At 71.3% G+C, this 20,773-nt stretch carries 23 protein-coding genes; 13 read left to right on the top strand and 10 right to left on the bottom strand.

The features are described from left to right. Positions 1 to 10: 10 nt before the first annotated feature. Genes J1M64_RS05955 through J1M64_RS05945 form a run of 3 tightly spaced genes read left to right on the top strand, consistent with a single transcriptional unit; the run spans position 11 to position 4,393 of the window. Positions 11 to 2,266: an MMPL family transporter gene (locus J1M64_RS05955; protein WP_082924060.1), complete on the top strand. Its 2,256-nt coding sequence runs from the start codon at positions 11 to 13 to the stop codon at positions 2,264 to 2,266. Further along, entirely contained in the window at positions 2,263 to 3,009 is a 747-nt protein-coding gene (locus tag J1M64_RS05950; protein WP_082924061.1) for a lipocalin family protein, read from the top strand. Before J1M64_RS05955 ends, J1M64_RS05950 begins: the two co-directional genes overlap by 4 nt. A gap of 10 nt (positions 3,010 to 3,019) precedes the next feature. Then, positions 3,020 to 4,393 carry a TIGR01777 family oxidoreductase gene (locus tag J1M64_RS05945; RefSeq protein ID WP_067719077.1) on the top strand — a complete coding sequence of 458 codons (1,374 nt, stop codon included), beginning with the start codon at positions 3,020 to 3,022 and terminating at the stop codon, positions 4,391 to 4,393. A gap of 13 nt (positions 4,394 to 4,406) precedes the next feature. Here the strand turns inward: J1M64_RS05945 and J1M64_RS05940 are convergent, their stop codons facing one another. Genes J1M64_RS05940 through J1M64_RS05930 form a run of 3 tightly spaced genes read right to left on the bottom strand, consistent with a single transcriptional unit; the run spans position 4,407 to position 6,917 of the window. Then, positions 4,407 to 5,051, bottom strand: coding sequence for a TetR/AcrR family transcriptional regulator (locus J1M64_RS05940; RefSeq protein ID WP_206473441.1), 645 nt, complete (start codon positions 5,049 to 5,051; stop codon positions 4,407 to 4,409). Positions 5,052 to 5,108: 57 nt separating this feature from the next. Next, a complete protein-coding gene (locus J1M64_RS05935; protein WP_120285285.1) occupies positions 5,109 to 6,431 on the bottom strand; it encodes an SPFH domain-containing protein in 1,323 nt (440 codons plus the stop codon). A 51-nt stretch (positions 6,432 to 6,482) separates the two neighbouring features. After that, positions 6,483 to 6,917: an NfeD family protein gene (locus tag J1M64_RS05930; RefSeq protein ID WP_067719085.1), complete on the bottom strand. Its 435-nt coding sequence runs from the start codon at positions 6,915 to 6,917 to the stop codon at positions 6,483 to 6,485. A 69-nt stretch (positions 6,918 to 6,986) separates the two neighbouring features. Between J1M64_RS05930 and J1M64_RS05925 the strand changes: the two genes are divergently transcribed. Continuing rightward, positions 6,987 to 7,877, top strand: coding sequence for a cation diffusion facilitator family transporter (locus tag J1M64_RS05925; RefSeq protein ID WP_067719088.1), 891 nt, complete (start codon positions 6,987 to 6,989; stop codon positions 7,875 to 7,877). On the opposite strand, the gene J1M64_RS05920 is transcribed toward J1M64_RS05925, so the two are convergent. Beyond that, entirely contained in the window at positions 7,856 to 8,863 is a 1,008-nt protein-coding gene (locus tag J1M64_RS05920) for a carbon-nitrogen hydrolase family protein (protein ID WP_241261203.1), read from the bottom strand. The two genes, J1M64_RS05925 and J1M64_RS05920, sit on opposite strands and share 22 nt — an antisense overlap. A 112-nt stretch (positions 8,864 to 8,975) precedes the next feature. Between J1M64_RS05920 and J1M64_RS05915 the strand changes: the two genes are divergently transcribed. From J1M64_RS05915 to J1M64_RS05905, 3 genes are all read left to right on the top strand, one after another. Then, positions 8,976 to 9,404 carry a hypothetical protein gene (locus tag J1M64_RS05915; protein ID WP_067719090.1) on the top strand — a complete coding sequence of 143 codons (429 nt, stop codon included), beginning with the start codon at positions 8,976 to 8,978 and terminating at the stop codon, positions 9,402 to 9,404. Positions 9,405 to 9,474: 70 nt separating this feature from the next. Next, a complete protein-coding gene (locus J1M64_RS05910; protein WP_067719093.1) occupies positions 9,475 to 9,906 on the top strand; it encodes an MmcQ/YjbR family DNA-binding protein in 432 nt (143 codons plus the stop codon). 9 nt (positions 9,907 to 9,915) lie between these two features. Further along, on the top strand, positions 9,916 to 10,221 hold the full coding sequence (locus J1M64_RS05905; RefSeq protein ID WP_067719096.1) for a hypothetical protein: 306 nt from the start codon (positions 9,916 to 9,918) through the stop codon (positions 10,219 to 10,221). Here J1M64_RS05905 and J1M64_RS05900 read toward each other — a convergent pair. The 5 genes from J1M64_RS05900 to J1M64_RS19760 all read right to left on the bottom strand — a co-directional run bounded on the left by J1M64_RS05900 (position 10,218) and on the right by J1M64_RS19760 (position 14,818). Continuing rightward, complete coding sequence (locus tag J1M64_RS05900) at positions 10,218 to 11,102, bottom strand: alpha/beta fold hydrolase (RefSeq protein WP_253702204.1); 885 nt, start codon at positions 11,100 to 11,102, stop codon at positions 10,218 to 10,220. The two genes, J1M64_RS05905 and J1M64_RS05900, sit on opposite strands and share 4 nt — an antisense overlap. An 80-nt stretch (positions 11,103 to 11,182) precedes the next feature. After that, the gene (locus tag J1M64_RS05895) at positions 11,183 to 12,205 is read right to left on the bottom strand and encodes a glycine betaine ABC transporter substrate-binding protein (RefSeq protein WP_241261202.1); all 1,023 of its coding nucleotides are present in this window, start codon (positions 12,203 to 12,205) and stop codon (positions 11,183 to 11,185) included. Further along, positions 12,202 to 12,912: an ABC transporter permease gene (locus tag J1M64_RS05890; protein WP_067719194.1), complete on the bottom strand. Its 711-nt coding sequence runs from the start codon at positions 12,910 to 12,912 to the stop codon at positions 12,202 to 12,204. Before J1M64_RS05890 ends, J1M64_RS05895 begins: the two co-directional genes overlap by 4 nt. A gap of 86 nt (positions 12,913 to 12,998) precedes the next feature. Continuing rightward, positions 12,999 to 14,177 carry an ATP-binding cassette domain-containing protein gene (locus tag J1M64_RS19765; RefSeq protein ID WP_307872381.1) on the bottom strand — a complete coding sequence of 393 codons (1,179 nt, stop codon included), beginning with the start codon at positions 14,175 to 14,177 and terminating at the stop codon, positions 12,999 to 13,001. Beyond that, positions 14,174 to 14,818 (bottom strand): ABC transporter permease, encoded by a 645-nt coding sequence (locus J1M64_RS19760; protein ID WP_067719103.1) that lies wholly within the window; start codon positions 14,816 to 14,818, stop codon positions 14,174 to 14,176. The genes J1M64_RS19765 and J1M64_RS19760 overlap by 4 nt, the downstream gene beginning before the upstream one ends. 133 nt (positions 14,819 to 14,951) lie before the next feature. Between J1M64_RS19760 and J1M64_RS05880 the strand changes: the two genes are divergently transcribed. Genes J1M64_RS05880 through J1M64_RS05870 form a run of 3 tightly spaced genes read left to right on the top strand, consistent with a single transcriptional unit; the run spans position 14,952 to position 17,262 of the window. Next, the gene (locus J1M64_RS05880) at positions 14,952 to 15,842 is read left to right on the top strand and encodes an inositol monophosphatase family protein (protein ID WP_206473440.1); all 891 of its coding nucleotides are present in this window, start codon (positions 14,952 to 14,954) and stop codon (positions 15,840 to 15,842) included. Beyond that, positions 15,839 to 16,540 (top strand): alpha-ketoglutarate-dependent dioxygenase AlkB, encoded by a 702-nt coding sequence (locus tag J1M64_RS05875; RefSeq protein ID WP_067719108.1) that lies wholly within the window; start codon positions 15,839 to 15,841, stop codon positions 16,538 to 16,540. The genes J1M64_RS05880 and J1M64_RS05875 overlap by 4 nt, the downstream gene beginning before the upstream one ends. Further along, the gene (locus J1M64_RS05870; RefSeq protein WP_206473438.1) at positions 16,537 to 17,262 is read left to right on the top strand and encodes an APA family fibronectin-binding glycoprotein; all 726 of its coding nucleotides are present in this window, start codon (positions 16,537 to 16,539) and stop codon (positions 17,260 to 17,262) included. Before J1M64_RS05875 ends, J1M64_RS05870 begins: the two co-directional genes overlap by 4 nt. A gap of 7 nt (positions 17,263 to 17,269) precedes the next feature. Here J1M64_RS05870 and J1M64_RS05865 read toward each other — a convergent pair whose 3' ends face one another. Continuing rightward, on the bottom strand, positions 17,270 to 18,049 hold the full coding sequence (locus tag J1M64_RS05865; protein ID WP_082924063.1) for a PIG-L deacetylase family protein: 780 nt from the start codon (positions 18,047 to 18,049) through the stop codon (positions 17,270 to 17,272). Positions 18,050 to 18,160: 111 nt separating this feature from the next. Here J1M64_RS05865 and J1M64_RS05860 point away from each other — a divergent pair, with 111 nt between their 5' ends. From J1M64_RS05860 to J1M64_RS05850, 3 genes are all read left to right on the top strand, one after another. Further along, positions 18,161 to 19,318, top strand: a complete 1,158-nt coding sequence (locus J1M64_RS05860) for an acyl-CoA dehydrogenase family protein (RefSeq protein WP_206473436.1) — start codon at positions 18,161 to 18,163, stop codon at positions 19,316 to 19,318. Next, positions 19,315 to 20,451: an ArsO family NAD(P)H-dependent flavin-containing monooxygenase gene (locus tag J1M64_RS05855; RefSeq protein ID WP_206473434.1), complete on the top strand. Its 1,137-nt coding sequence runs from the start codon at positions 19,315 to 19,317 to the stop codon at positions 20,449 to 20,451. Before J1M64_RS05860 ends, J1M64_RS05855 begins: the two co-directional genes overlap by 4 nt. A gap of 130 nt (positions 20,452 to 20,581) precedes the next feature. Then, positions 20,582 to 20,773: hypothetical protein (locus J1M64_RS05850; RefSeq protein ID WP_206473433.1), on the top strand; the 192-nt coding region annotated here is incomplete at its 3' end.

The raw sequence follows: 20,773 nt of genomic DNA, 5'->3' as shown, positions 1-20,773 counted from the left end.
AAGGGAACCGATGAGAGCTGAGCGCTCGGCTGCAGAGAAGTCAGGGTCGACGGGGCGGTCGGGGTCGGCCGACGGGTGGGTCGGCGTCGTCACGGGCAAGCTCTCCGCGTGGTTGATGCTCGTGGTCGTGCTCCTCGTGAGCGGCGCGGTGTTCGCCTTCGCCTCCTCGGAGGGCTCGTCGCAGGGGCCACAGACGCTCCCGGACGACTCCGAGGCCGCCCTCGTCTCCGAGATCCAGCGCGAGTTCCCGGGGTCCGAGTCCGTCCCCGCGGTCCTCGTGGTGACCCGCGAGGACGGCGGCGAACTGGGGCCCGAGGGCATCGCCGCGGCCGTCGGCGCCGGCGAGCGCATGGCCGAGGTCGTCGGTGCTCCCGCAGAGGGGCCCATCCCGTCCGAGGACGGCGCCGCCGCCCTCATGCTGGTGCCGGTCGACGCCCAGTTCCTCTCCGGGGGCGCGGCCAGCGACCTGGTGTCGGAGATGAGGGACGCCGTCGCCGACGGTCTCGACGAGGGCATCAGCGCCCAGCTCACCGGCGGCCCGGGGTTCGCCGCCGACACCGCCGCCGCGTTCGAGGGCGCCGACTTCCGACTCCTGGCGGCCACGGCCCTGGTCGTCGCGGTACTGCTCATCGTCACCTACCGCTCACCGGTGCTGTGGCTCGTCCCGCTGATCATCATCGGTGTCGCCGACCGCGTCGCGGCGCTGCTCGTCGCCAAGGTCGGCGAAGCACTCGACTTCACCGTCGACGGGTCCACCTCCGGCATCGTCTCCGTCCTCGTCTTCGGTGCCGGAACCAACTACGCCCTGCTCCTGGTGTCCCGCTACCGCGAGGAACTCCGCAAGACCTCGGATCGTCGAACCGCCCTCCGCGACGCGTACCGGGGCGCGGTCCCGGCCATCATCGCCAGCAACGTCACGGTCGTGCTCGCCCTGCTCACCCTGCTCCTGGCGGCCCTGCCCAACTACCGATCGCTCGGCGCCTCCGCGGCGGTGGGCCTGCTCGTCGCCCTGGTCTACGCGCTCGTCGCGCTGCCCGCCGCCCTGGCCGTGTGTGGCCGCGGCCTGTTCTGGCCGTTCATCCCGCGCCCGCACGAGGGACCTGCCGGCACGCGAACCGACGACGGCGCCCCCGTGACCCCGCGGGACTTCGACGAGGACGTCCCGCCGGGCGTCTGGGGCCGCGTCGCCGCGCGCGTGGTCAAGCGCCCCGTGACGGTCCTCGTCTCCTGCGTCCTGCTCCTCGCCGTTTTGTCGCTCGGCCTGTTCGGTACGCGTATCGGCCTGAGCCAGACCGAACAGTTCCGTACCCCCTCCGAGGCGGCCGCCGGGCTCGAGACCGCCGCCGAGCACTTCCCGGCCGGCGTCACCGACCCGGTCACCGTGCTCACCCGCACCGGCACCGAGGGCGAGATCACCGAGGTGGTCCGGGATGTGGAGGGTGTCGTGTCCGCCCGCCCGGCCGGCGAGTCCGGGACGGGATGGAGCCGCGTCACCGTGGTCCTCGACGCCGCGCCCGCGACCGACCGGTCGGAGGACAGCGTGATCGCGCTCCGCGAGGCCGTCGACACGGTCCCCGGTGCCGAGGCGCTGGTGGGCGGGTCGGTGGCCGAGGCCGTCGACACGTCCCAGGGCAACCTGCGGGACCTCACCCTGATCGCGCCGCTCATCCTGCTCGTGGTGTTCGTCGTCCTGGTTCTGGTCCTGCGGTCGGTCGTCGCGCCCCTGCTGGTCATGGCGGCGACCGTGCTGTCGTCGCTCGCCGCTCTCGGGCTCGGCACGTTCGTCACCACCCAGATCCTGGGCTTCCCCGGCCTGGACGTGTCGGTGCCGCTGTACAGCTTCCTGTTCCTGGTGGCCCTCGGCGTGGACTACTCGATCTTCCTCACCATCCGGGCCCGCCAGGAGGCCTCCACCCACGCCACCAGGGAGGCGATGGTCCGCGCCGTCGCGTTGACGGGCGGCGTCATCACCTCCGCCGGCATCGTGCTCGCCTCGGTGTTCGTGGTCCTCGGCGTCCTTCCGCTGATCGTGCTCACCCAGGTCGGCGTGATCGTCGCCCTCGGCGTCCTGCTCGACACCTTCGTCGTGCGCACCCTGGTCGTGCCCGCCCTGTTCACCCTCGTGGGGGACAAGGTGTGGTGGCCGGGTGACCCGCGAGGACAGACCCGCCGCGGCGCCACCGCAGGTTCCGCGTCCGACGACCCCGACCGCCTCACCGGCGACCACGGCGCCGGCCCCACCACGACCGAGGAGATCCACGCATGAGCACCACCGCCCGCACCAGCACCGCCGCCCGCACCAGCACCAGCCCCCGCTCCGGCCCGTCCCGGTCCCGCCTGCGAGGCCTGGTGACGGCCCTGGCCGTCGCGCCGCTCCTCGCGGCGGGCCTGGGCACCGCCCCCGTGGCCAGCGCTCAGGACGTCACCGACGGCGGACGCCTCGGCGGCGGCTCCTCGCAGCTCCTGCCCGACGGTGTCGCCGTGGGCTCCCTCGGCGGACCCGAGCTCACCCAGGTCGACTCCGTCGACCTCGAGCGGTACCAGGGAGAGTGGTTCCAGGTCGCCGCCATCCCGCAGCCCTACACGCTGCAGTGCACCAACGACACCAGGGCCGAGTACGCGGTGACCGCGCCCGGCACGGTCTCCGTGCGCAACTCGTGCGGCTCGGCCATCAGCTCGGACTCGGTGATCGAGGGCGAGGCGAAGGTCCGCGACACCGACACCAACGCCTCGCTCCGGGTCAACTTCCCGATGGTCCCGTTCCAGGACGAGAACGGACCCGTCAACTACCGGATCACCTACCTGGCCGACGACTACTCGCTGGCCATCGTGGGCGACCCCACGCGGTCGTCCGGGTTCGTGCTCAGTCGCGAGCCGGTCCTCGACGCCGAGCAGTGGTCCACCGTCCGCGATGTGATCGAGGACCGCGGTTGGTGGTCATGCGCCTTCCTCACCGTTCCTATGGCGGGCGGCCGCGGCGACGTGACCCCGCTCTGCCTCCTGCCGTGATGAGCACCCGATGAGCATCGATCTCACCTGCACGGTTCCGGCCACCCCCGACGAGGCGTGGCGTTACTTCGCCTCGCCCGGCGCCTTCCGCCGGCTCTCGCCCCCGTTCATGCCGCTGCGACCGGTGAGTGAGGCCGATTCACTGCGGGACGGCGTGGCGGTCCTCGAACCGCGTACGGCGCTGCCGGGACCTCTCGGAGTCCGCTTCGGACCCCGCTGGCTCGCGCAGCACGACCCCGCCGGTTTCATCGAGGGTGAGCGGTTCGTCGACCGCTGCGTGTCCCAGCCGTACGCCGCGACGACCGGATGGGTCCACACGCATACGGTGACGGCCGGTCCGGACGGCACCGCCCTGCTCGGCGACAGGATCGACGCCCGGGTGCCCGGCCGGATGCTCTCGCCGGTGTTCGCCTACCGGTACCGCCAGATGGCCGCCGACCTCGACAGCCTCGCCCGGTACGACAACCGCGCTCTGACCGTCGCCGTCACCGGCGCCTCCGGTCTCGTGGGCACCGCCCTCACCGCGCTGCTCGGGGTCGCCGGACACCGGGTCATCCGCCTCGTCCGCGGCGACGCCCGTGGCCCGGGGGAGCGCCACTGGGACACCGGCGATCCCGCCGCTGACCTCCTCGAGGGCGTCGACGTCCTGGTCCATCTCGCCGGTGCCCCCATCGCTGGGCGCTTCACGGACCGGCATCTCGAACTCGTCCGCGACAGTCGCGTGGGCCCCACCCGTCGTCTCGCCGAACTCGTCGCCGCCCGCGGCGGGTCCACCACCCTCGTGTCCGCGTCGGCGATCGGCTACTACGGCGCCGACCGCGGCGACGAGCGGCTCGTCGAGGACTCCGCTCCCGGCTCCGGTCCGGTCGCCGACATCGTCGTCGACTGGGAGCGCGACTGCGAGCCCGCACGTCTCGCCGGGGCCCGGGTGGTGAACGTGCGCACGGGCATCGTGCTGTCCGGTTCCGGGGGGATGCTCCCGCCGCTGGCCGCCATCACCCGTTCCGGGCTCGGCGGCCGCCTCGGTTCGGGAGAGCAGTGGATGTCCTGGATCTCGCTGGACGACCTCACCGACATCTACCTGCGGGCGATCGTCGACCCCGAGGTGACGGGCCCGGTCAACGCCACCGCCCCGGAACCGGTCACCAACTCCGAGTTCACCCGTGTCCTCGGTTCGGTCCTGCGGCGCCCGACGATCGTCCCGGTACCCGGGTGGGCCCCGGCGATCGTCCTGGGCGGGCGGGGTTCGGACGAGCTCGCCCTGGCCAGTCAGCGGATCCTGCCGCAGGCGCTCGCCGGCGCGGACCACCGCTTCCGACACCCCCGGCTGGAGAGCGCGCTGGCCCACGAACTCGGCGCGAAGGAGCTCCCCGCGGGGCTGTAGAGAGATGCAGCGTTCAGCGCTGCAGGATCATCGGCACGAGCACGCGGCGGGCCAGTGCCCGGATCTGCTCCTCCGTGTCGACCGCGGGCGGGCCGTCCGTCATCACGACCAGTGAGTGGAGGAACCGGCCCACGACGCCGGCGACCTCGCGGGACAGCTGCTCGCACTCCTCGTCGTCCATCGGGCGGGTGTGGACGTCCGCGTTCCACGTGCTGCGGACGAACTGGGCGAGGATCTCGGTGATCGCGTCCAGAACGGTGTCGGACTGGCCCGCGAGCAACGCCATGGCCTCGACCTTGTCGACCTCGATGAGCCGACGAAGCAGTTCGTTCTGCCGGATGTCGAAGACGGTCCCGACCAGCAGGTCCTCGATGTGCCTCACCGGGTCCCACTGCAGGGACTCGAAGGGCGTGTAGCGCGCGTTGACGGTCATCATCAGGCGCTGCGCCTCGTGGGCGTAGATCGCGCGGAGGATGTCGTCCCGCGGCCCCAGACGCCGGTACAGGGTCACGCGGGTGACCCCGGCCGCCCGCGCGATGTCGTCGGTGCTCGTGCCCTTGATGCCGCGCTCGGCGAACACCGCGGACGCCGTCTCGATCAGCCGAACATCCTCGGCATCGGGCGTGCGGCCACCACCCAGGCCACTGTTACGAGTCACGCCCCCATGTTACGACGGCCGGTCGAGGTGGCTGCGCGGAATGCCACCCGTCGGGGGTCACCGCCGGGGCTGGTCGCCACCATCGACGGGGTAGGCACCCTCGCCCGACCGCTGGTCAGCGGCCTGGTCGAACCCGGACGGCTGCCCCGGCCCGGGAGCCTGGGGCCCGCCGATCGCGGGGGTGTCCTGGCCTGCCGACTGCGAGGGGCTGTCGGGCGCCACGCCACCCTCCGACTCCGGGACCATGTCGAACACGCCGGGCTTGGGCTTGGGCCGGCTCGGCTGCTCGTCCATCACCGAGGTCGTACCCTTGGCCGCCGCCTCCGCGGCGGCCACGGACCGGGCGATCTCCGGGTCGGTGGAGGTGTCGAACCACTCGTCGGGCGCCGACGGCAGATCGGCATCGGAGTCGACGTCGGCCGGCTCGTAGCGGAACACCCCGTCGTCGTCCTTCTTGGCGACGGACTTGACGAAGTTCTCCAGCGAGTCGCCGAACTGCGAGGGGATCATCCACATCGTGGCGGCCTCGCCCTTGGCCATCTCCGGGAGGTTCTGCACGTACTGGTAGGCCAGCATCTCCGGCGTGGGCTTGGAGGACTTGACCGCGGCGTTGACCCGGGCGATCGCGGCGGCCTGGCCCTCGGCCACGAGGTAGCGGGCGGCGCGCTCACCCTGGGCGCGCAGCATGCGGGACTGCCGGTCGGCCTCGGCGTTGAGGATCGAGGCCTGCTTGTTGCCCTCGGCGTCGAGGATGGCTGCCTGCTTCGCACCCTGCGCCGTGGTGATCGCGGCCTCGCGCTGTCCCTCGGCGGTGAGGATGGTGGCGCGCTTCTCGCGGTCGGCCTTCATCTGCTTCTCCATCGACTCCTGGATGGACATCGGCGGATCGATGGACCGCAACTCGACCCGGGCCACCCGCAGGCCCCAGCGTCCGGTCTCGGAGTCGAGCACCCCGCGCAGCTGCTTGTTGATCATGTCGCGGCTGGTGAGCGTCTGCTCGAGGGTGAGTCCACCGACGACGTTGCGAAGGGTGGTGGTGGCCAGCTGTTCGACGGCCACGATGTAGTTGTTGATCTCGTAGACCGCAGCCTTGGGGTCGGTGACCTGGAAGAAGACCACCGTGTCGATGCTCAGGGTGAGGTTGTCCTCCGTGATCATCGACTGCGGCGGGAAGGTCACCACCCGCTCGCGCAGATCGACCTTGGCGCGCACCCGGTCGATGAACGGGATGATCAGCGTGAGCTGGCCGCTCACGGTGCGTTGGTAACGGCCGAGCCGCTCGATGACGGCGGCCTCCGCCTGGGGGATGAGCTTGACCGAGCTCACCACCACCGAGGCGATGAGGATGACGATGACGGCGAGGAAGATCAAGCCTTCCATGGTTCCTCCGATGCTTCTCGTGCGTGTCCGCTGGCTAAAGACCAGCGCCTTCTAGATGCCACGCACGACGATCGCCGTGGCGCCCTCGATCTGGTGCACGAGGACCTTGTCCCCGGCCTCGAACGTCTCGCCCTCGAGGAGCGGACGCGCGGTCCAGGTGTCGCCCGCGATCTCGACCAGTCCGCCGCCCGCGCCGATCGCCTCGACGACGGTGCCGTCCCGGCCGGTGAGCGCGGCGGTGTTGGTGTCGTGCTCGGGAAGCGCGGCGAGCAGGCGCCGCCGGACGAGGGGGCGGACCCCCAGGACGAGGACGAGGGAGACGAGGGCGAACGCCAGGGCCTGCCCCCAGACCGGCGCGCCCAGGAACGAGGCGGCCGAGCCGCCGAGGGCGCCGCCGGCGAGCATGAGCATGAACAGCTCGCCCCCGGCCGCCTCTCCGGCGGCGAGCAACACCGCTGCTCCGAGCCAGGCCAGTCCCACATGCATGACACCGAGCCTACCGACAACGGGCGACGGGCAGGAGGTCTCCTGCGTGCGGGACTAGGCTGCTGGGACGTGTCGACTCTGAGGAAGTTCGCGTGGCTGTCCGTGGCCACGGCGATCGTGACCATCGTGCTCAAGATCGCGGCCTGGTGGGTCACCGGTTCGGTCGGCCTGCTTTCCGACGCCGCGGAGTCCGTGGTCAACCTCGTGGCGGCGGTGATCGCGCTCGGCGCCATCACGGTCGCCGAGCGCCCGGCCGACGACGACCACCAGTACGGTCACTCCAAGGCCGAGTACTTCTCCGCGGGTGTCGAGGGCGCGATGATCTTCGTCGCCGCCGCGTTCATCCTGGTCGTCAGCGTCGAGCGGCTGATCAATCCGGAACCGCTGGAGGCACTCGGTGTCGGCCTGGCCATCTCGGTGGTGGCCGCCGTGATCAACGGCGTGGTGGGTGTGGCGCTGGTGCGGGCGGGCACCCGTCACCGGTCACCGACCCTCAAGGCCGACGGCAAACACCTCATCACCGATGTCATCACGTCGGTCGGCGTCGTCGCCGGCCTGGCGCTCGCGTGGGCCACGGGCTGGGAGGTGCTCGACCCGATCGTCGCGATCGGCGTGGGACTGAACATCCTGTTCATCGGCTATCGACTGGTACACGAATCGGGGATGGGATTGATGGACGCCACGCTCCCCGACGAGGACAACCGGGCGATCGAGGAGGTCCTCGAACGCCACCGCGAACCCGGCCGCGTCGACTTCCACGAACTGCGGACGAGGGAGTCGGGCAGGTGGCGCTTCGTCGAGTTCCACGCGTTGGTGCCCGGTCAGTGGAGCGTCGAACGCGGGCACGACCTCGTGGAGACCGTGGAGCAGGAGATCCACGCGGTCCTGCCGAGCTCGCACATCACCACACACCTCGAGCCGATCGAGGACGAGCGGGCCTACAACGACGTGCACCTGTGATGCGCCGCGCGCAGCCCGGCTACGCGACCTCGGCGGCGGTAGTAGCTCCTGCCCGCGACGTTCTGCTGGTGCCAGTACCCGCGTAGCAGCGGAGGCAGGTCGGGGATCCAGAACCGGTCCTCCAGCGGCGTGACGGGGTCCGTGGCTCCGAGGGGCACGTCCGCGTAGACGATCCCGGGCCCCTCGTCCGTGCGTCTGGTGGCCAGGACCGTGCCCGAGGCGTCGACGATCTGGGTGGCGCCCACGAACTCCGTGGCGTACGGCACCGATGCGTCGGAACCGGGCAACAAGAGGAAATCCGACCGCAGCGTCCCGCAGTGGGAGGCCTGCAGCACGGGCGCGCCCAGCCGCCGGGCGAACTCCGCCGGCGCGTTCTCCGACAGGTCCCTGTTGTACCGCGCGAGCGAACCGAGCGCTCGCCGGGTCAGCCCGCCCCAGTTGTCCGGGACCGTCCACCAGTGGGTCCCGGTCACCGCCACCGCGACGCGCCCCCGGAGCCTGCGCACGGTCCCGGTGCGGATCAGCTCCCAGCAGCTCGCCACCCCCACCCCGCCGAGCCCGGTGTCGAACGCCCCGTCGTCGCTGCCGTCGGTGTAGAAGCCGCCGCCGGTGTAGAAGCAGTTCTCCCACATCGTCGGCAGGTCCTTGTCATGGATGTGCACGCGTCCGTCGGGCTCGACCAGGTGGTAGCGGTTGAACACCTCGTCGTCGTCGGCCACGAGCATCGACCCACCGACGGTGACGGAGTGGCGTGCGGCGAGGCGTCGGAACATCTCGACGGCCACGTTCTCGCGCGGAAGGACCGCGTCGTGGACCCGCCCGCGCATCGGCACCGGCGACGTGCAGAACTCCGGCACCGCGATCAGGCGCGCGCCCCGCCCGGCGGCCTCGACGATCATCTTCTCCAGTCGACCCAGTGTGAGGTCCACGCGCCCCGGCACGCCTTCCAGTTGCACTGCCGCGGCGTGCACCACCTGCGCGTCCATGAGGCCTCCCGTGTGCGATCGCGCGCGAACGAGCGCGCAGGTCAGCGTGCTGTCCTATGGTCGTGAAGCATACAAATCACGCCCTGCTGTCAAGTGCACTTCGGAAGGATCCATGGAACTCGGCCTCGACACGCGCCTCACCCTGCTCGCCGCGGGTCTCCTCTTCCTGCTGGCGCTCGGCCTGGGGGTGTGGAAGTACCGGCAGATGGCCACCACCGCCGATCATCTCGCCCACCCGTACGTCGACATCGCGCACCGGGCCTCGCTGCTGTACTCGTTCGCGACGCTGCTCATCGCCGCGTTCGTCGAGCTGAGCAGCTGGCCGACCTGGGTGAACCTGACAGCGGCCGCGGTGGTGGTCTTCTTCTTCCTGGTGGCGATCGGCAGCTACATCCTCCACGGCGCGCGGAGGGACACGACCAACCAGTTCGAGCACCCCACGGCGACGCTGCACATCGGCATGGTGGCGCTCATCGTCGGCGAGATGGGCGGGTTCGCGGTGCTGCTGGCGGGGTTCGTCGCGGGGCAGTTCGGGGGCTGAGTCGGCCCGCGGCGGGTTTCGGCGACCGTTCGCCCGGGATGATGCGGTCGGCGGTCGTAGTCTCGGCCGTGTGGGTCATCCGATCATGTTCGACGCCGCGGATCCTCTGCCGACGCGTCTGCGGGAGGTGTGCCTCGCGCTGCCGGACGCCGGCGAGAAGATCTCGCACGGCCGGCCCACCTGGTACACGACCAAGGTGTTCGCGGTGTACGGCGGCTCGGTCAAGGGGGATCACTCGGACCCCCTCCTGGCCCGGGCACTCCTGTTCCTGCCGGATCCGGGGGAGCGCGCGGCGCTGGCGCAGGACGAGCGATTCCACGTCCCGGCGTACTACGGGCCGGCCGGCTGGCTGGCATTGCCGCTGGACGGTGGAGTGGACGGTGGCGGCCGTGGACCGGACTGGGATGAGGTGGCCGAACTCGTCGAATCCTCGTACCGGCAGACCGCCGGGGGCCGGCGGGTCGCTCGTCTGGACGACCAGCGGGGACGCCCCGGCGACTAGGCTGCACTCATGCCGCTCCGCCCCCGCTCCGAGGCCGCCTCGCCACGCAGGCGCTCGTCCGACGGCATGGACCTGGGGACCCGGGCGCTGGTGCTGGGTGTCGGGGCCCTGGTGATCTCGTGGGTGCCGGTGCTCAACATCATCGCGTTCCTCGCGGGCCTGATGGCCGTCGCGTTCGGCCTGCTCGCCCGCTGGCCCACCGGCTGGCTCACCAACGACGATGCGAACCCACGTCGCGCACTGGCGGGCGTGGTCCTGGGCGTGATCGCCCTGGTGGTGTTCGTGGTGACCGCGGTGCGGTACTCGGCGCTCTAGCGCGCGTTCGACACGACCCAGCCGATCGCGGTGCGCATCCGGCGGGCGAACGTGCCGGGGTGGGTGGCACAGACTGCGTGGCCGGCGTGGATCGGGAACACGGCGCTGTGCGGCAGCAAATCGGCCATCTCGTCCTGGATCCACTGCGGGAACGCGAGGTCACGGGTGGTCTTGACCACCGCGACGGGCAGGGTGAGTTCGTGGAGCCAGGGTGTCGAGTTGACCCCGGCCACCTGGGCGATCACGGTGCGGTGCGTGGCGAGCGAGACCGACGACAACTCGCGCAGCGCCCACGCGTGCGGCCTGAGCGCCTCGTCGTCGACCTGTTCCTCCACCACCTCGCCGACCTCCTCCGGAACGGTGTTGAGCAGCGGCTGGGAGCGGGTGAACCCGCTGAGTGCGACCTTCTCGAGGGCATTGCGCTGTGCGCCCGTCCCGGTGGCGGCCAGCACGAGGCCACCGAGCCGGGAGGGGTCGCGGCGGGCCGCGAGCTGGGCGACGATCCCGCCCATCGAGTAGCCGCCCACCACCGGCGCCGCCAGGTCGAGGTGGTCGGCGACCCGCAGCACGTCCTCCGCGAGGGTCTCGAACCGGAAATCCCCGTGGAAGCCCTTGCCGTGCCAGCGTTGGTCGAACGTGATGAGTCGGTACTCGCCCCGCAGTCGTTCGAACGTCTGGTACCAGTTCAGCATCCCGGTGGCCGCCATCCCGTGCAGCAGGATCGCCGGTGCGAGGTGCTCCTCGCCGGTGTCGTGGACCTTCGTGGTGACACCGTCCGCGAGCGTGACGATCCGCCCGGGTGGCAGATGCGCCAGGTCGGGGATCATCCGCGGTAGTCGCGCGGCCGTCCGCGGCAGCGAGACGATCGACCTCCTGGACACAGGGCACCTCCTGGTAGTGGTACCCGATTGTGTGTCACCGGGCGGGCGGGCGCATCCGGCCGCGTGGGGCACGCGCCGGGTCACTCCACCGAGACCAGCCCCCGGTCCTCGAGGAAATCGCGCGCGACCAGCGCGGGATCCTCGCCGTCGACGTCGACGCGCATGTTCATCTCCACCATCACCTCGTTGGTGAGGATGTCCACCAGCGGGGCGAGGACGTCCTCGATCTCCGGGTGCGCGTCGAGCATCTCACCGCGGACCACCGTCGCGAGGTTGTAGACGGGGAAGAAGCGCTGGTCGTCCTCCAACACCAGCAGGTCCAGGCCCTTGATCCGGCCGTCGGTGGTGTAGACCTCGCCGAACCGGCACTCCCGGCCGACCGAGGTCGCCTGGTAGATGATCCCCGGCTGCATGATCGGCGTGGGCACGGCGTCCGCGTCGAACCCGTAGGCCTCCGCCAGCCCGGGCCAACCGTCGCGACGCACGGAGAACTCGGTCTCCATGCAGGTCAGGGCCGCCTGTGGATCGGTCCGGGCCAACTCGGCGTACTCGGAGAACGTGCGCACCCCGGTCTCCTCGGCGGTGGCCCGGTTCATCGCGAACGAGTAGGTGTTGTCCACGGTGGTGGGGGCCAGCCACCTCAGGTCGTGCTCGGCCAGGTCGGCGTCACGCACCGCCTCCCACTGCCCCTGCGGATCGCGGATGGGGTCGGAGTTGCCCAGGTAACTCATCCACGCGGTGCCGGTGTACTCCATGCCGATGTCGACCTGCCCGGTCACCAACGCCTGGCGGAAACTGTTCGACCCGGCCAGTGACGACATGTCGGACACCTCCATCCCCGCGGCCGCCAGCAGGAACTCCACCAGGTAGCTGGCGATCACGCCCTCGGTGAAGTCCTTGCCGCCGACCGTGATGCGCACTCCCTCCAGCGCGGGGACGGTGCCCTCGGGGCCGGGGCCCACGGGCAGCGGGACGGAACCGCCGTTGTTGAGCCCACATCCCGTCGCCAGCATCACGGTGGCCAGGAGCGCGGCGACCAGGCGCCTTGTTCGTGTCAACCCTGCCCGCCTCATCCCGGCGCGCGCGGGGATCGTGCCGGTCATCGCAGCCCCTTCGGATTGAACAGGATCTCGCCGACCCCGCCGAGCCAGTCCACGAACAGCGCCAGGCACACCGCCAGCACCGAGCCGACCACGAGGGTGGTGTAGTCCTGCAGCCGGTATCCGGTGTCGATGAAGATCCCCAGCCCGCCGGCGTCGACGAGGAAGCTCAGCGTCGCCGTGCCCACCGCCAGCACGAGGGTGGTGCGCAGGCCGGCGAGGATGAACGGCACCGCGAGCGGCAATTCGACCGTGCGCAGGACCCGTCCGCTCGACATCCCCTGTCCGCGCGCCGCGTCGATGAGTGCGGGGTCGACGTTACGGATCCCCACGATGGTGTTCCGCAGCACCGGCAACAGGGAGTAGAACGCGACCGGCAGCACACCGATCCAGAACCCTGTCCGGTTGGTGGCCAGGAACAGGAGCACGATCAGGCCGATCGCGGGCGCCGCCTGGCCGATGTTGGCGAACCCCACCGCCACGGGTGCGAGGAACCGCGTGCGCCTGCGGGTGAGCAGGATCCCCAGCGGCACGCCGACCGCCACGACGATCGCCACGACCGTCACCGTGATCTGCACGTGCTCGAGCGTGCGCTGGGTGATGGAGGCGGCGTTGAGCGAGGCCTTCTGTGTCTCGTCCAGTTCGCCGGAGAACGCCCACCACAGCACGCCCACGGCCGCGGCCACGATGAGGAGCGGTTGCACGATCAGCCGCGCGGAGTCCTGGAGAGCGGCGACCCCATTGGCAGCGCCACCACGACCAGCGGAGCCCGCGCGCGTCGCCGTGGCGGGGGCGCTCACGGCGCCACGTCCTGCTCGGCGAGGCCCTCGTCGTTGTGCCGGTGGTGGATACGCCGCAACTCGGCGACCAGGTCGTCGATCCCGATGGTGCCGCAGTAGGCCCCGTCCCGGTCCACGACCACCGTGGTGGCGCTCGCCGTGGACAGCAGTCCGTCCAGCGCCTCCTGCAGCGAGGAGTCGACCGTCACGGTGCCGGTGATCGGCAACCCGCCCGAGCCCAGGTCCGGCATTCGCGACACCCGGTCCCCGCGCACCCAGCGCAGGGGGCGGCCGGCGTCGTCGAGCACCACGGCCCACTCGTCGCTGGTTCCGCGCAACCGGGCCGCGAAATCGGTCGGGCTCTCGGAGGCCCTCGCCGTCGTCGCCCCTTGCAGTTCCACGTCCCCCACGCGCCGGAGGGTCAGTGTCTTCAGCGCGGCGTCGTCGCCGACGAACCCGCTCACCGTCTCGTCGGCGGGGTTGGTGAGGATCGCCTCCGGGGTGTCGAACTGCAGCACCGACGATCCGGGGCCGAGCACCGCGATCCGGTCTCCGAGCTTGACCGCCTCCGAGAAGTCGTGGGTGACGAAGACGATGGTCTTGCGTAGCTCGTCCTGCAGCCGCACGAGCTCGTCCTGCAGCGACGCGCGCGTGATGGGGTCGACCGCCCCGAACGGCTCGTCCATGAGCAGCACCGGCGGGTCCGCGGCCAGCGCCCGGGCCACGCCGACGCGCTGCTGCTGACCTCCGGAGAGCTGCGCGGGGTACCGGTCGCGATAGTCCGACGGGTCCAGTCCGACCAGCTCCAGCATCTGGTCCACCCGCTCACGGATGCGCGACTTTTTCCACTTGAGCAGCCGCGGCACGGTGGCGACGTTCTGCGCGACCGTCATGTGCGGGAACAGTCCGGAGGCCTGGATGGCGTAACCGATGCTGCGGCGCAGGGTGTCGGCGTCGAGGGTCCGGTTGTCCTCGCCGTCGATCGTGATCGTGCCGGAGGTGGGCTCGATGAGGCGGTTGATCATCCGCATCGTGGTGGTCTTGCCGCAGCCGGACGGGCCCACGAACACGGTGGTCCGCCCGGCGGGCAGTTCGAGCGAGACGTGGTCCACCGCCGGGCGCTCCTGCCCAGGGTAGACCTTGGTGACGTCGTCCAGCACGATCGGCACGCCGGAGACGGGTTCTGAGGTGCTCACTGGTTCCCCCTGATGGTGAGACGTCCGAGCAGGACGAGGAGCGCGTCGAGGACGAGCGCGAGGACAACGATGAGCACGGTCGCGGTGAGCGCCATCGGCAGCGCGGTGGGCGTGCCGACCCGGGACAGGGCCGCGAAGATGAGGTTCCCCAGCCCCGGGCCCTTGGCGTACGCGGCGATGGCGAGGATGCCCATCGACATCTGGGTGGAGATGCGGATCCCGGCGAGGATGGACGGCCACGCCAGCGGGATCTCGACCCGGCCCAGCACCCCGATCCGGCTCATCCCCACCCCGCGGGCGGCGTCGACCGTCGCCGCGGGCACGGCGTCCAGGCCGACGATGGTGTTGCGCAGGATCGGGAGCACCGCGTAGATCACCAGTGCGGTCATGGTGGGCAGCACGCCCAGGCCGAGGACCGGGATGAGCAGGCCGAGCAGCGCGAACGACGGGACGGTCAGGGCGGTGGCGGCCAGGCCGGTGGCGATCGCGGACCCCGACCGACTGCGGTACACGGCCACCCCGAGCGCGACCGAGAGCAGCGTCGCGATGAGCACCGCCTGCACGGTGGCGCTGATGTGCTGCCACGAGTCCGTCGCGAGTTGGAAGCGGCGGGTGGAGATGAAGTCCATCAGGGCGGTCATCGCATTTCGGCTCCGTCCGTGGGTGGTGCGTTCCGTGTTCGGGTGCGCCCACGGTAGCCGCATCGGTGGGCGTCGAGGGCGCACATGCGCCGATCCGTCGGGACGGTGGCGGGGCGTGGTGCACCATGGGGGCATGACGTCACGGCCCGCACGCCCCCTGGATCACGACCTGACCGAGCGCCTCGACGAGCTCCTCGCCGCCAGTGGCCGCATCGCCCGCCGGCACTTCCACGGTGACCTCGAGTCGTTGGCCGCCGCGGACAAGAACGGCGTGGCAGGCGACGGCGGGAACGGCGACGGCCGGGCCGGGAACGGCGCGACGGACGGGCGCTACGACCCGGTGACCGAGGCCGACCGCGCGATCGAGGCGCTGCTGCGGGCGGGGATCTCGAACGTCTACCCGGGCGACCGGATCGTGGGGGAGGAGAACGGCGAGACCGGGCCGGCCGGCGCCGCCCGGACCTGGTACCTGGACCCGATCGACGGCACCAAGGCGTTCATGACGGGCATGGCCGGGTGGGGCACGCTCGTCGGTGTGGTGGAGGACGGCCGCGCCGTGGCCGGGTGGATGGACCAGCCGGTCCTGGGCGAGACCTTCGCGGCGGTGCACGGCCGCGCCACCGTGCGGCGCCGCTCCGACGGTCCGGGCGCGATCGACCTGCGCGCGTCGGGGTGCACGGAGCTGTCCGAGGCGATCATGTACACCACCCACCCGTCGATGTTCGGTGACGACGGCGAGGTGCGCAGCCGCTACGACGAGCTCGGCCGCCGGGTCCGCCTGCAGCGCTTCGGCGGGGACTGCTATGCCTACTGCATGCTCGCCGCGGGGCGTGTCGATCTGGTCGTGGAGGCCGACCTGAACTCGTACGACATCGTGGCGCTGATCCCGATCATCGAGGCCGCGGGCGGCGTGATCACCGGCCCGGACGGCCGCCAGCCGCTCGAGGGCGGCACGGTCGTGGCGGCCGCGACCCCGGAGCTGGCGGAGCAGGCGTGGGCGGTGCTGGGCACGGACCTGGGGTGACCGAGCCGCTCTTCGGCGTCGACCGCGAGCCCACCATCCTGGGTCCCGGCGCCGTGCACGTGCCCGACTGGCTGAGCCGCGAGCAGCAGGAGTTCCTCCTCCGGGCGTGCGTGGACTGGGCCGCGATGCGCGTGCCTCGCTCGATCGTGCTGCCGGGCGGGGGCCGGATGTCGGTGCGCACGTTCAGCCTGGGGCGCCACTGGGTGCCGTACCGGTACGACGACGACGAGGTGGTCCCGCCGGTCCCGGACTGGCTGGTGCGGGCGGCGCGGAACGGGCTCGCGGCGGCAGCGGCGGTGGAGCCGGTGGTCGCGGGGTCGGCCGACCGGACCCCCGACCCCGTCCCCGCCTACACCCCGGACACCGCCCTGGTGAACCTCTACGGCCGTGGATCCACGATGGGCCTGCACCAGGACCGCGACGAGGCGAGCACGGCACCCGTCGTCTCGCTGAGCCTGGGTGATGCGTGCACGTTCCGCTTCGGGACCCCGGAGCACCGCGGGCGCCCGTACACCGACGTGCGCCTGGAGTCGGGCGACCTCGTGGTGTTCGGCGGGCCGTCGCGGATGGCCTTCCACGGCGTACCGAAGGTCTTCGACGGCACCGCCCCGGCGTGGTGCCGCGAGGTGCTGGGCGCGGAGCCGGGGAGGGTCAACATCACGCTGCGGGAAACCCGGCCGCCTACGCTGGGCGGATGACGTCAGGGCAGAACCCGTCCGCCGGCCGGAGCCGGACCATTCTCGTGGTGGCGCTCGTCGCCGTCCTGGCGGTGGTCGCCGCGGTCGTGACGGTGGTCGTCTCGTCGGCGACGTACTCCCCGGGGGTGCGCACCCTGTCCCCGAAGATCCAGGTGGCGGCCGGTTCCGATCACGTGGATCCCTACGCAGGCCTGGTGATCCGCGTCCCCGAGGGGTGGCGCGCGGAGTCGGGGGAGCTGGTCTTCGGCAGTACCGTCATGAGTCCGGTCGCGGCTGCCGACGATCCGAGCCGCTCGGACGGCGTCGTGTTGGTGGGGCAGCTCACCGAGGACCTGTTCGACCCGGAGAACCCGGACAACCAGCTCGCGGCGCTCGCACTGGTCAACGGGATGGGTCAGTTCCTGCTCCCCGTCCCGGGGCGGCCGGTCGAGGAGCGGATCGAACCGCTCTCCACGCGCGTCGGCGACGGCTGGTCGGTGTCGTTCCGGGTGCTCCCCACGGTCCCACAGGACATCATCGGCCCGGAGGGCGCGCTGGTGTACTCGGCGGTCGTCGGCGAGGGCGCGCAGCGCTTCTGGCTGACCTACGTCAGTCGTCCGGGCGACGGCACCATGGCGTCGCCGCACGCGGAGTGGGCGGACGAGATCGTCGAGCGTCTGCGGCCCTCCGAGGCGTACTACGCGCCACTGGGCCCGGGGGAATCGACCGCCGAACCGGCCTGAGGCCGGCTCAGGGCCGCATGCGCCGAAAGCCCACCACCGGGTTCCCGTCCGCGAGTCCCTCACGCGACGCGCACACGGTCTCGACCTGCGCCCGCGCCTGGTCCCGCACCGGCGTCTCCGGGTCGAGCACCGACAGGTACTCGGAGTGCTCGGCCAGCGCGTCGACGGCCGGCTCGACGAAACCCTTCACGTCGACGTAGTGCGTCATCTCGGGCGAGGACTCGAACCACATCTGCGGACGCCCCTCCGCGGCGTCCACCCCGACCGCGGCGACCAGGTCGTCGTACGCGGCCCCCACGGCCGCGCCGAACTCCATGTGATCGCGCGGGTTGGGCATCCCCGGCCCGAACTCCTCACCGGAGTACAGGGAGATGACGACGTCCGGGCGATGGCGGCGGATCGCGTCGGCCACCGCGTCGCGCAGTTCGGCGTTGTTGACGATCCGACTGTCCGGGAAACCGAGGAACTCCACCTCGTCCACTCCGACGATCGCCGACGACCGTCGCTGTTCCTCCTCCCGGATCGGCCCGGCGATCGCCGGCGCCATCCCCTCGATGCCCGCCTCGCCGCTGGAGGCCAGGACGTAGACGATGCTGCGGCCCTCGGCCGTCCAGCGCGCCACCGCGGCGGACATCCCGTACTCGGGGTCGTCGGGGTGCGCGACCAGGACCAGCCCCCGGGTCCAGTCGGTGGGGAACGCCTCGGGCACGGAATGGCCCGAGGATGCCGGGGTGGTGGCCTTCTCGGGCTGGGCTGCGTTCTCTGGCCGGTCCGGGGAATCGTTCATGACCCGAGTATGGCCCTCCTCGGTGCTCGCGTGCCCGCCGTCGCCGGAACGGGCCCACGTAAACTTGCCGCGAACCTCATCGTCGTCGTCGTCCCCTCATGGAGGCCCCCAGTGTCCGCACTCTTCCCCGACTACCGCCCCACCTGGGAGACCGACGACCACCGGCTGCTCCGCGAGCACGCCCGCGCGTTCTTCGCCAAGGAGATGACGCCCAACCAGGAGAAGTGGTCCACACAGAAGCACGTGGACCGCGAGACCTGGCTGCGCACCGGCGAGGCCGGCCTCATCTGCCTCGACGTGCCCGAGGAGTTCGGCGGCCAGGGCGGCGACCCGGGCATGGAGTACCTCGTCACCGAGGAGCTCGTCCACTCCGGCGACACCGCCTTCGGAATGGGCGTCGGCTCCACCATCACCCCGCACTACGTGGCGAACTACGCCACGGAGGAGCAGAAGCGCGAGTGGCTGCCGAAGATCTGCTCGGGTGAGTGGATCTCCGCCATCGCCATGACCGAGCCCGGCGCCGGGTCCGACCTGCAGGGCGTGCGCACCACCGCCAAGCGGGACGGCGACCACTACGTCATCAACGGCTCCAAGACCTTCATCTCCAACGGTGGCTCCGCCGACTTCGTGGTGGTGGTGGCCAAGACCGACCTCGACGCCGGCCACAAGGGCATGGCCCTGTTCGCCGTCGAGGCCTCGACGCCGGGCTTCGAGCGTGGCCGCGTGCTGGAGAAGATGGGCCGCCACGGCGCGGACACCGCCGAGCTGTTCTTCAACGACATGCGCGTGCCCGCCGCCAACCTCCTCGGTGGCGAGGAGGGGCAGGGCTTCTACCAGCTCATAAACCAGCTCCCGCGCGAGCGCCTGGCGATCGCCGTGGACGCGCTGGCCATGGCCGAGGCCGCCGTCATCGAGACGCTCGAGTACGTCCGCGAGCGGCAGGCGTTCGGCAAGCCGATCCTGGATTTCCAGAACACCCGCTTCGAGCTGGCGCACTGTAAGACCCAGGTCATGGCCACCCGCACGTTCGTCGACCACTGCATCTCCCGGGAGATCGCAGGGGAGCTCGACGCCGTCACCGCGTCGATGGCCAAGCTCCAGGCGACCGACATGCTCGACGACGTGGTCGACCGCTGCCTCCAGCTGTTCGGCGGCTACGGCTACATGATGGAGTACCCCATCGCGCAGAAGTTCGCCGGTGCCCGCGTCATGCGGATCTACGGGGGCACGAACGAGATCATGAAGGAGGTCATCGGTCGGGCGCTGTGATCCACCGCGACGTCGTGGTGATCGGCGGGGGCCAGGCGGGCCTCGCGGCCGGCTTCTATCTCCGCCGCGCCGGCGCGGACTTCGAGATCCTCGACGCCTCGAACGAGCCCGGCGGCGCGTGGCCGCACACGTGGCCGTCCCTGCGGTTGTTCTCGCCCGCCGACTTCTCGTCCCTGCCGGGCCGCCGCATGCCCCGCACCGACGACGGCGCCAATCCCGACGCGGCCCACGTCGTGGACTACCTGCGCGGTTACGAGGAGTACTACGACCTCCCCGTGCGGCGCGGGGTGACGGTGGTCGCCGTGGAGCGGCCGGGAGCGGGGCGAGAGGGTGGCTACGCCGCCAACAGCAACGACGACCACGACGACCACGACGACAACCACGACGACGACCATGACGACGACGAGGTGTTTCTCATCCGGGCCGCTGACGGTCGCTCGTGGCGCGCGCGGGCGGTCATCAGTGCGACCGGTACCTATCGACGCCCCTTCGTCCCCACCTATCCGGGCGCCGCCGACTTCCGTGGCCGGCAGCTGCACAGCGCCGCCTACCGGGGCCCGTCGGACCTCGAGGGCAGGCGCGTCGTGGTGGTCGGTGGCGCGAACTCCGGCGCCCAGATCGCCGCTGACCTCGCCCGGCCACTCGCCGACTCCGGCGGGTCGCTGACCTGGTGCACAACCGGCCCACCCCGCTACCTGCCCGACGATGTCGACGGCCGCGAACTCTTCCGCGTCGCCAACGCGGCCATCCGGGGCGTGGGAGAGTCCGGCGGCGGCATCGCCGAGCTGGGCGACATCGTCGTGGTGCCGCCGGTCCGCGCGGCCCGTGACGCCGGCCTCCTGGAGGCGACGCCGATGTTCGAGCGGTTCACCGCGGCCGGTGTGGAGTGGTCGGACGGTCGACGCGAGCCGGTCGACGCGGTGATCTGGTGCACCGGCTTCCGGCCGGCGTTGGGTCACTTGCGGGGGTTGCTGCCGCGTCGCGACGGACGGGTCCTCACGAGTGGCGTCGAGGTGCCGGGCGTCCCGGGACTGTTCCTGCTGGGCTACGGCGACTGGTGCGGCGCGGCGTCGGCGACCCTTATCGGGGTGGGGCAGTGGGCGAAGGCGGCGGTGGCTGCGTCACTGGCGTGAGCACGACGGTCCCGCGTGTTCTCGGCTGGGGCTATTTGATGATGTTCAACCCTTGCCTGTTCGAATGTGTATGCGTATCATAGAACACAGATTCGATATCAGGTAGCCGGACGGGCAGGGGGTGGGGCACATGGGCGGTAACGCAGACGCCGCGACCGGTGGCCCGTCCCCGTCTGGTGGCTCGCCCTCGGCCGGTGGTCCGTCCCCGTCTGGTGGCGGCTCTGGTTCCGCGGCGCCCGTGTCGCTGTCGGGGTTGCGGGCGGCGGCGCGGGAGGGGTGGATGGGCGAGAATCGTGCGGCGGCGCGCCGGTTCGTGGCCTGT

It is taken from the genome of Dietzia sp. KRD202 (genome assembly GCF_017168155.1).
GTDB lineage: Bacteria > Actinomycetota > Actinomycetes > Mycobacteriales > Mycobacteriaceae > Dietzia > Dietzia kunjamensis.
Note: the sequence above shows the minus strand (reverse complement) of the source record. Positions and strands in the feature narration are given on the sequence as shown.